Raw genomic sequence first — 9,993 nt, forward strand, 5'->3', positions numbered from 1 at the left:
AAAGTTTAACCCGAATTTGCGGTCGAGAGATCACCGCCCAAAGCCAAGGACAATCATCATGACCGACAATCCGGTATTCGAGCGCATCCAGAAAGACGTCGATGACAATGACGTCGTCCTGTTCATGAAAGGGACCGCAATGTTCCCGCAGTGCGGCTTCTCCGCTGCTGTTGTGCAGGTTCTGGCCGAGATCGGCGTTCCGTTCAAGGATGTCAACGTACTGGTCGATCCGGCCATCCGTCAGGGCATCAAGGACTTCTCGAACTGGCCGACCATTCCGCAGCTTTACGTCAAAGGCGAGTTCCTTGGCGGTTGCGATATCGTACGTGAAATGGCTGCCAGCGGCGAGCTGTCCCAGCACCTTAAAGACAAGGGCGTTGCTGCCGCTTAAGTGCTGCGCAATCCCAACATTCAAACGCGCTGTGCGGTCACCCGCCAGCGCGTTTTTTTGTATCTGCCTGCCTAAAAAAACACTCCCAATGCGATCATTTGTCGACGCCTGCAAAACTATTTCTTGATGGTTTCACGATCCCTCCCCATCTTTAACCCATGCTGTCCATTGCGCCACAGGGGAAGGTCACCGGCATGAAATCAGCAATCAAAACAATGGCATGTTTTGCCATCTGGCTGTTTGCGATGTCTTTCATCGCACCCGTCGTGCCCGCACAGGCACAGGTGGCCGCGGTTGCCGCAATGGGGGGCGCTGAAGACACCACCGCAGCCAATAGTTCCCCTTCCCCCGATGATGGCGTGGTTGCCGAAACCTTCAGCTATTATGGCTTCCTTGACGAAGGGGTGGCCCGGACACAGGCGCGCATCGCCGAAACGATCCGTGGGCTTGACGCCCTGCCGGGCGAAATCGCCGCCACGCAGGATTTGCTTGCAAGCGACTTTGGCAAAAGTGGTCTGATGCGGATCGTGCTGTTCACCATCGTGTTCGTGGGTGTCGGCATACTGGCCGAGGTGATCTATCGCAGGCTGTCAGCACCGATGTGCGCCTATCTCGAAGCCCGCACACCCAAAAAATTTGCCGAACGCCTCAAACATATTCTGGCACTCAGTATCCTGTCGCTGCTGTCGCTGTTTGTTTTTGCCATTGGATCGCTTGGCACGTTCATGATGTTCGACTGGCCAGACATCATGAAGGCGGCGGTGATGTCGCTTCTGATGGCGTTCTTTGCGCTTCGGGTTCTGGTCATCATCCTGCAATTCCTGTTCGCGCCCAAGGCCGAAGGGCTGCGCATGATCAATGTCGATCCGCTGGCGGCAAGGGTCCTGACCAAAAGCCTCACTTGGGCTGCGGGCATTTCATTGTTTGCCTTTGCACTTGCCGGGGTCTTCAGCGCGGCCCCCACCATGGTCGCGGGCGATATCATCCTGTTTGATCTCGCCGTGGTGATTTCAGTCATTGCCTTTTGTGCAGCCACCCTGTCGCTTGGGAGTTTCTTTGCCAGCCACGTTTCGAGCCGTGATGTTGAAAAAATGGCCCTGCCGACATCCATGGCCCGCCTGTGGCCGGTGATTGTTTGTGGCTGGTTCATCCTGGTGGGCGGGGTTGCCGTCATCGGCGCGGAACGCATCCTGAAAGCGCTTCTCGCCATTGGCATTGCCTGCCTGTTTGATGTCGTCTTCCGCAACATCATCGAAAGCCAGCATCGCAAGAAATTGCAAGTCGCAGAGCAGGAAGCCGCCGAACATAACGCACGTTTGGAAGCCATCGCCCTTGAGAATGACGAGGAGTTCGAACCCGTCAAACCCAAGGCGCCGGTCTTTACCAAGGTTCTCAAACGCGGTGTCCGGCTTCTTGCACTGGTGTTTGTGCTGGCAAGCTGGTGGCGCATCTGGGGCTTTGACCGCCTCGCACAGGCCAACGATGCCGGGATCCTTGCCCGGATCATTGATAGTTCGACCGAAATCATCATGATCCTTCTGATCGCCGATCTGATCTGGTCGCTGATCAAGACCTTCCTTGATGAACGCATGAATGCGTCCAATCAGGGCAATGCAGGGGATGAAGGCGGCGGATCCGGACTGTCCCGGGTCGAGACACTTCTGCCATTGCTCAAGAACTTTGCGCTGACCGTGATTGTCATCATGGTGGTGATGGTTGCGCTGTCATCGCTGGGCGTTGATATCGGGCCGCTGATTGCCGGTGCCGGTGTTGTGGGACTGGCGCTTGGCTTTGGCAGTCAGGCGCTGGTGCGCGATGTGGTGGCGGGTGTGTTCTTCCTGCTCGATGATGCTTTTCGCCTTGGCGAATATATCGAAGTTGAAAATCTGCGTGGCCGGGTCGAAAATATCTCGATCCGCTCCATGCAGTTGCGCCATCACCGCGGCCCGCTTCAGACCGTCCCGTTTGGCGAGATCAAATCCATCGTCAACCACAGCCGCGACTGGGTGATTGTGAAGCTTGAATTCCGCGTGCCGTTTGAAACGGATGTCAACAAGGTCAAGAAGTTGGTCAAAAAACTCGCCGCAGAGCTGCTTGAAGATCCGCTGATCGGGGACAGCTTCATCGAACCGTTGAAATCCCAGGGCGTGCGCCGCATGGAAGAATTCAACATGGTGATCGGGCTGAAATATACCTCCAAACCCGGCGAACAGTTCATGATCCGCAAAACCGTCTATCAGCGGGTTCTCGCCATGTTCAAGGAAAACGGCATCCAGATGGCCTCGCGCGACGTCAAGGTCGCCGTGCCCGCCGACGCCACACCGGAACAAAAGCAGGAAGCCGTGGCCGCCGCGGCCCAGCAGGCCTCCGAGCAGCTTAATACACGTAAAGAATAACTGCTCTGGGATATCACAGTTATTTCAGTCTTTAGAGCATAAATATGAAACCTTCGGCAACTAAATGGTGGACGCTTCGCTAAAATTGTTTAGGGATGACGCTACCTGAGTAGATAATGTCCAACATTTTCCCTTTACCAACTTTAATGTCAATGTATTCGCTATCGGCATCCGGTATCTCTTGAGAGCTTATACTTTCAATATCAGCCACAACAACAATACCTGATAAAACCCTGTCTGCACGAATTACTTCAGGGTAGCGCCCTACAAAACTGTCGAATTTATCTCGAGGATATAAGAGAGACAATCTCAAATCTGTATCCAATACAGCCCCGAAACTACCGTAAAAACCTCTTTCAATCTCTAAGCGGTAATTATCTGAATCATCAGTAGAAACATCCAAAATACTTCCGAAGAATATTATTGGTTTTTCTTTCAGCCACACTCTTTCAAGCTCAATAGTCATTATCGGATCTAACCGAACCGAAGAGCCATTAGTTAATTGTCTCATCCAATTTGAATCTGCGTTGTAGTTTTTTTTTAGGTTTGCGACCTCCGCAAGGATCGCCTGTTCCTTTCTTAATAGCTCAAGCTCTCTCTCCTCCTGCAATTTGGCTTGTTGGAACTTGCTATACGCAAACCACGAACCAACAACCGCGAAAAATAATAAGAACAGGAGAAATTTCTTACTCACGGCGAACCTCGAAACTGAATAACTAAGATAGGAAAATTGGAGCGATCAGCAGCCCACAAAAAAAATAGCATACAGCTAAAATCCCTGAAGCCGAAAAACAACCTGCAATTTAAACCAATTAATCTGAACAGTACAAAAAGCTATGCATCTAGCGTGGTTCGTTAGACAAACAAAAACGCCCGCTGTTTCCAGCGGGCGTTTTCGTATCGGTTCGTCGCGAAACCCGTAAGGATTAACGCGAGTAGAATTCGATAACCAGGTTCGGCTGCATCTGAACCGGGTACGGAATTTCAGCGAATTTCGGAACGCGAACGAAGGTGCCTTTGAAGGCCTTCGCGTCAACGTCGAGATATTCCGGAACGTCACGTTCGTTCAGGTTGGCTGCTTCCATAACCATCGGGATTTCGCGCGAAGCGGATTTCACTTCGACAACGTCACCTTCTTTAACAAGGTAGGACGGGATGGTTACTTTCTTGCCGTTGACAAGAATGTGGCCGTGGTTAACGAACTGACGTGCAGCAAACACGGTCGGAACGAATTTCATGCGGTAGATAACCGCATCAAGGCGCTGCTCAAGAATACCAACCAGATGCTCGGAGGTATCGCCCGGGCGACGGGACGCTTCTTTGTAGTAGCGCAGGAACTGTTTTTCAGAGATCGAGCCGTAGTAGCCTTTGAGCTGCTGTTTAGCGAACAGCTGAGTACCATAGTCGGTCGGCTTCTTACGACGGGTGGCACCATGCATGCCCGGTGCATATTCGCGCTTGTTCAGCGGCGATTTTGCACGGCCCCAAAGGTTCACACCAAGGCGGCGGTCAATCTTATGCTTTGCAGCAATACGTTTCGACATTTTGTAACTCTCTTTTTTTAAAGATCACTTATTGTCCCGATAGTTTCCAACCGCCTGAAGACAGACATGCGGAACGGGGACGAAACCACCTGTTTCGACCCACTTTCTCGGAAGTGAGGCGCAATATAGAGATCACGGCCCGAGAGTCAAACGAAAATGGCCGTTTCCATGACCTGCGAACGCAAGCACTGCCTGCAGTTTTTGCAGGGCTTGGCATCCCCGTGCAAGGCTTTTTCAAACCAGCCCACATTATCTGAGGGCTTTCCAAGGCCTTAGTCCTGTTTTCACACCATATTGACGATTGTCATATCGCCCAAATCCACCTCCAAATTAAAACATTATCATTAATTGATAATCTAGAATTTGGAGCGCCCCATGGACAAATCCACCATCACGCCCGGCCGTTTTGCCTTCATGTTCCTTCTGATGGCTGTTCTTCTTGTTTTGAATGTCGCTATTGCCAAGGCGGATGACAAAATTGACAAGGCCCTGATCATCCTGACCAGCCCATCCCTGCAAACCCAGGGCATGGCGATGGTTCTTGGCAACACCATGCAGGCCCAAGGTGTGCAGGTCGATGTTCTGTTATGTGACACGGCAGGCGACATTGCACTCAGCGCAACGCAAAGCCCGGCCCTTGAACCCAAGAAAGCCACCCCCGAACAGCTTCTGGCCAAGCTGATGGCTGGCGGTGCGACGGTTAATGTCTGCGCACTTTATCTGCCCAACAGTTCGCATGATCAAACCGCGCTTCGCGATGGCATTGGTGTCGCAACCCCGCCCGCCATGGCCAAGATGATGGTTGATGAAGACACCCGCGTCTTTTCGTTCTAAGCCCCAAGGACCCCGATGATGAACATGTTTAAAATTCGCCCCATCCTGGCCGGTCTGGCTTTGCTTTGTGCCATCGCCGTTTCCGCCGCCCTTCCGGTTTCGGCCAAGGCTGACGATCTGGGAATTTCCACCACAAAGGCGCTCGACCTTTCATCGCAAAAGGACAACGTGCTGTTTGTTGATGTTCGTGACCCGGTGGAAATCCTGTTTGTCGGCTTTACCGACGCGGTCGACATCAACATCCCCTATCTGATGGTGGATCGCACCCAGTGGGACGCCGAAAAGGGCCGCTTCCGACTTTATCGCAACCCGGACTTTGCAGCCGAAATCGAAGCAGCCCTGAAAGCACGCGGCATGGATAAGGACGCCACCGTGATCACCATGTGCCGATCAGGCAGCGAACGCGGCAAACCAAGTGCCGCCTTCCTGCAGGAAAACGGTTTTACCAATGCCCACTATGTCGTTCACGGCTTTCAGGGCAGTGCGATCAAGGAAGGCCCGCAGAAAGGTCTGCGCCTGCTCAATGGCTGGCAGAATGACGGCCTGCCTTGGCAAAGCAAACCGAACCCGGACAAGATCTATCGCCTCGATCGGCCGTAACACCTGACGATTGGGCGCTTTGCCAACCGCCCTACCACAAACAACAAAGGGCTCCCAGACCAAGGTCGGGGAGCCCTTTGTTTCTTGGCAAACCAGTATGGTCTTAAGGCTTGTACTTGCCGCCGCGCATCGCAACGATCATGCCGCGCAGGGTCTGGACTTCCTGATGGGTCAGGTTTGCGCGGTTAAAGATGTTACGGATATTGCGTTCCATGCCGGGGCGCTTTTCGGGCACCCGGAAGAAGCCCGACGCATCAAGTTCGTTTTCAAGATGAACGAAAAGACGTTCCATATCATCCTTGGTCGCCGGGAAGGTGTCGGCCATCATCAATTGATAATCGGGCACATCAACGCCCGCCTGCCACCATTCATACCCGATCAAAAGAACCGCCTGCGCCAGATTGAGCGAGGTGAAACCGGGATTAAGCGGCACAGTGACCACCGCATCGCCCATGGCGACATGTTCATTGCGCACACCGGTACGCTCCGGGCCAAACATCACCCCGACTTTCTCGCCGCGCGTAATCACGCTGCGCATTTCTGGTGCCAGTCCCTTGGGCGTGAAAACCGGTTTGATGGCATCGCGCGTGCGGGCCGTGGTGACATAAACACGATTGAGATCCGCCAGCGCGTCTTCTTCGCGCTCGAACACCTTGGTGTTATCAATGACGATGTCAGCACCCGATGCATTGGCGGTCGCCCGTTCATTGGGCCAGCCATCGCGTGGACGCACCAGACGCAAATCCACCAAACCACAATTCAGCATCGCACGCGCGGCCTTGCCAATATTATCGCCAAGCTGCGGTTCGATCATAATGATCACGGGTGGATTGGCAATCCCGCCTGTTTCAGGCTTGGCACTGCCGATGGGCTCGCTCATCGCGTTCATCTCCGGTCGTCAAAGGAAGGTTGATCGGGCATCCCCGTCCATATTGGCGCTTACTTAGCAAAAGCCAACCGTTCGCGCCAGCCTCCTTATCTCAACGACAAACAGCCGGGCCTTGATCCGGTCCGGCTGTATCTAAAACGTGATCTGTTATCAGGCGTGCTGGCTGCGCACGCCCGACTTGAACAGCTTATAGGTGATAGAATCACGAAGCGCGTTATAGGACGCCTCGATGATGTTGGTTGAAACACCCACCGTCGCCCAGTTATTGCCCTCCCCGTCGCGGCTTTCGATCATGACGCGGGTTACCGCACGCGTGCCATCGCCGCGGGTTATGATGCGGACCTTATAATCGATCAGTTCGATCTGCTCGACCGCTTCGCGATATTCCGGCACGGTCAAAAGGACCTTGCGAAGCGCAGCATCAAGGGCATTGACCGGACCATTCCCCTCGGCGACCGACATGAACTGTTCATCGCCAACCACGACCTTGACGGTAGCCTCACTCATGGTGATGACCTGCTCGTCCTGATCATCGACCCAGCGACGTTCGTCAATCACACGGAAAGATGTCACACGGAAATAGCGATCAAGCTCGCCCATCGCCTTGCGTGCCAGCAGTTCAAAGCTGGCCTCGGCCCCGTCATAGGCATAGCCATCAAATTCACGCTGTTTGACGGTTTCAACCAGCTTGCCAACGGCTTCTGATTTCGGATCGACATCCACGCCAATCTCGCGGAACCGCGCCAGAATGTTGGACCGCCCTGCCTGATCAGAAACCAGAATATGGCGCTGATTGCCCACCAGATGCGGTTCGACATGCTCGTAACAGGTCGGGTTCTTTTCGACTGCTGAAACATGCAAGCCGCCCTTATGGGCAAAGGCGCTGTCCCCGACATAGGCCGCCTGACGCAGCGGTTCACGGTTAAGCCGCTCATCGAGAATATGTGAAATGCGACGAAGACTGGTCAGTTGATCATGGGAAATGCCCACGTCATAGCCCATCTTCAGCATCAATGTCGGAATGATCGAGATCAGGTTGGCATTGCCACACCGCTCGCCAAGGCCGTTCAATGTGCCTTGTACCTGTCGGGCACCGGCACGGACCGCAGCCAGCGAGTTCGCGACCGCGTTTTCCGTATCATTATGGCAATGAATGCCAACATGGGTGCCGGGGATCTGGCTGCAGACATCGGTAACAATGTCAAAAATCTCGTCGGGCAGCGTGCCGCCATTGGTGTCACACAACACAACCCAGCGCGCGCCGGCATCATAGGCCGCCTTGATCGCCGAAAGCGCATAGTCCCGATTGGCCTTGTAGCCATCAAAGAAATGCTCGGCATCGAACATGACTTCGGAAACCTTGGTTTTCAGATGCGCAATGGAATCTGCAACCATCGCAAGGTTTTCATCAAGCTCGATACCGAGTGCCTCGGTGACCTGAAAGTCCCAGCTTTTGCCGACCATGCACACGATCGGTGCATTTTGCGCCAGGCTGGTCAGCCCGGGATCATTTGATGCTGAACGCCCGGCACGGCGCGTCATGCCAAAGGCCGTCAGTTTGGAATTCTTGAGCTTGGGCGGATTGGCAAAAAATGCGTCATCGGTCGGGTTCGCCCCGGGCCAGCCGCCTTCAATATAGTCAATCGACAATTCGTCCAGCGCCTTGGCAATCGCGGTTTTGTCCGCGGCCGAAAAATCCACGCCCTGGGTCTGCTGCCCGTCACGCAGGGTACTGTCATAGAGATAGACGCGCTTGTCTGACATTTTCATTCCAACTGATCGATAGTCTCTCGATGACGGCGGTTTGGTGAGCCGTCTCTGTTCTGGCCGCAAGGCTCATGTTTCCATGTCTTTTACGGGTCTGGCAAATTGCCGCAAAACAGCCATCAGCGCAACAGCATTACGCGCATTGGCATTTCAGAGACAATTTCCACTCTATTTCAACAAATTACCCACCTTTAGGATAGCGGACCTGTCCCCTTGAATGATTGTAACCCCCACCACTCGATGATTAACTTTATTGTATATTGTAGGCTGCGTGATCAAAGCCCTGCACAACCAAGACTTAAAATGATCGCGCGACGTCCAAGGACAATAACAATGGTAAAAGACGCCTCCGCCAGCGTTGACATCATGATGCTCGCCGGCCTGACATGGGAACGGTCGGGTCGCAATTGCTGGACTGCATCAGACCGGTTTGCCCGTTACACCATTTTCCGGGACATTGATGAACGCTGGTATGGTGATTGGGAACGCGACGGGGAATTGACCCGTGCGGAATGGTCCTGCCCGATCCTTGAAACCTTCGCCGAATACATGGTCGACAACGCCCGGCGACAACCAAACTGATCGATCATTCCGGGCAAGCCCCGGAAAAATCACAAAAAACTGATAAAAAGGCCGTTCAGAACGCGCAAGGCCAGTCTTTCCTTGCGTTTGACGCCATGTCGATTATGTGTTGGGGTAGCAACAACGTACCATAAACCAAGGCAATTCTATTCCAATGACCAAAGCCATCCCCATGCAGATCGACATTGTTTCGGACGTGGTCTGCCCGTGGTGCATCATCGGTTACAAGAACCTCGAAGATGCCATCAGCCGTCTGGACGGTGAAATTGATGTGACCCTGCGCTGGCACCCGTTCGAACTGAACCGTGACATGCCGCCCGAAGGTCAGGACCTTTCCGAACACATCAATGAAAAGTACGGATTGACCGCCGATCAGAGTGCCGATAACCGCGCGCGCATCACCATGATGGGTGAAAATGTCGGCTTCCCGATTCATTTCGGATCAGATTCGCGCATCTACAACACCTTTGACGCCCACCGCCTGATTTACTGGGCAGGCAAGGAAGGTGAGTATGGTCAGCAGACTGCCCTCAAACTCAATCTGTTTGCCGCCTATTTCCAGGGCGGTGACAATACTGCTGATCACGGTGTTCTCAAACGTGCGGTCGAGGAAGTTGGACTTCCGGCAGACCGTGCCGCCGAAATCCTTGCCAGCGACGAGTTCGCCAAGGAAGTCCGCGCCGAGGAAGATGAATTTGGCGATGCCGGCATCAGTTCGGTACCGACCTATGTCGTGAATGGCAAATTCGCCATTTCCGGTGGCCATCCGCCCGAAGTCTTCGAACAGGCCCTGTCGGAAATCGCCCGCCAAGGGGATGAAATCCTCGCCGAAGCACAAAACGACGCCTGATTTCAGTTCCCAAGAAACAATCAATCAAAGCCCGGTCCATTGGACCGGGCTTATACATTGAGAGGCAGAAGGATTTGTTATGATCCTTCTGCCTCTTTTGTTTGAACGGGTGGTGGCCACCACCCGTTCACGGTGCACAG

At 53.7% G+C, this 9,993-nt stretch carries 10 protein-coding genes; 6 read left to right on the forward strand and 4 right to left on the reverse strand.

Annotation, left to right across the window (positions count from 1 at the left end; genetic code table 11):
- The first annotated feature begins 58 nt into the window (after positions 1-58).
- Both grxD and ACXAIA_RS14205 read left to right on the forward strand, forming a co-directional pair.
- Entirely contained in the window at positions 59-391 is a 333-nt protein-coding gene (grxD, locus tag ACXAIA_RS14200; protein WP_008891607.1) for a Grx4 family monothiol glutaredoxin, read from the forward strand.
- Positions 392-585: 194 nt separating this feature from the next.
- Positions 586-2,787 (forward strand): mechanosensitive ion channel family protein, encoded by a 2,202-nt coding sequence (locus ACXAIA_RS14205; RefSeq protein ID WP_475349896.1) that lies wholly within the window; start codon positions 586-588, stop codon positions 2,785-2,787.
- A 79-nt stretch (positions 2,788-2,866) separates the two neighbouring features.
- On the opposite strand, the gene ACXAIA_RS14210 is transcribed toward ACXAIA_RS14205, so the two are convergent.
- Entirely contained in the window at positions 2,867-3,481 is a 615-nt protein-coding gene (locus ACXAIA_RS14210) for a hypothetical protein (protein WP_475349897.1), read from the reverse strand.
- A 232-nt stretch (positions 3,482-3,713) separates the two neighbouring features.
- A complete protein-coding gene (rpsD, locus tag ACXAIA_RS14215; RefSeq protein ID WP_008891604.1) occupies positions 3,714-4,331 on the reverse strand; it encodes a 30S ribosomal protein S4 in 618 nt (205 codons plus the stop codon).
- A gap of 375 nt (positions 4,332-4,706) precedes the next feature.
- Here rpsD and ACXAIA_RS14220 point away from each other — a divergent pair, with 375 nt between their 5' ends.
- Together ACXAIA_RS14220 and ACXAIA_RS14225 are read left to right on the forward strand one after the other, a co-directional pair.
- Positions 4,707-5,165: a DsrE family protein gene (locus ACXAIA_RS14220; protein ID WP_475349898.1), complete on the forward strand. Its 459-nt coding sequence runs from the start codon at positions 4,707-4,709 to the stop codon at positions 5,163-5,165.
- Between the two features lie 18 nt (positions 5,166-5,183).
- On the forward strand, positions 5,184-5,765 hold the full coding sequence (locus tag ACXAIA_RS14225; protein WP_475349899.1) for a rhodanese-like domain-containing protein: 582 nt from the start codon (positions 5,184-5,186) through the stop codon (positions 5,763-5,765).
- 103 nt (positions 5,766-5,868) lie between these two features.
- On the opposite strand, the gene ACXAIA_RS14230 is transcribed toward ACXAIA_RS14225, so the two are convergent.
- Together ACXAIA_RS14230 and cimA are read right to left on the reverse strand one after the other, a co-directional pair.
- Entirely contained in the window at positions 5,869-6,645 is a 777-nt protein-coding gene (locus ACXAIA_RS14230) for an RNA methyltransferase (RefSeq protein ID WP_475349900.1), read from the reverse strand.
- Between the two features lie 159 nt (positions 6,646-6,804).
- Positions 6,805-8,418, reverse strand: coding sequence for a citramalate synthase (gene cimA, locus ACXAIA_RS14235; RefSeq protein WP_475349901.1), 1,614 nt, complete (start codon positions 8,416-8,418; stop codon positions 6,805-6,807).
- A gap of 336 nt (positions 8,419-8,754) precedes the next feature.
- Between cimA and ACXAIA_RS14240 the strand changes: the two genes are divergently transcribed.
- Both ACXAIA_RS14240 and ACXAIA_RS14245 read left to right on the forward strand, forming a co-directional pair.
- Positions 8,755-9,003, forward strand: coding sequence for a hypothetical protein (locus ACXAIA_RS14240; RefSeq protein ID WP_475349902.1), 249 nt, complete (start codon positions 8,755-8,757; stop codon positions 9,001-9,003).
- 154 nt (positions 9,004-9,157) lie between these two features.
- Positions 9,158-9,853, forward strand: a complete 696-nt coding sequence (locus tag ACXAIA_RS14245; protein WP_475349903.1) for a DsbA family oxidoreductase — start codon at positions 9,158-9,160, stop codon at positions 9,851-9,853.
- Positions 9,854-9,993 lie beyond the last annotated feature (140 nt).

This window comes from Thalassospira sp. ABL2_045 (assembly GCF_056161285.1).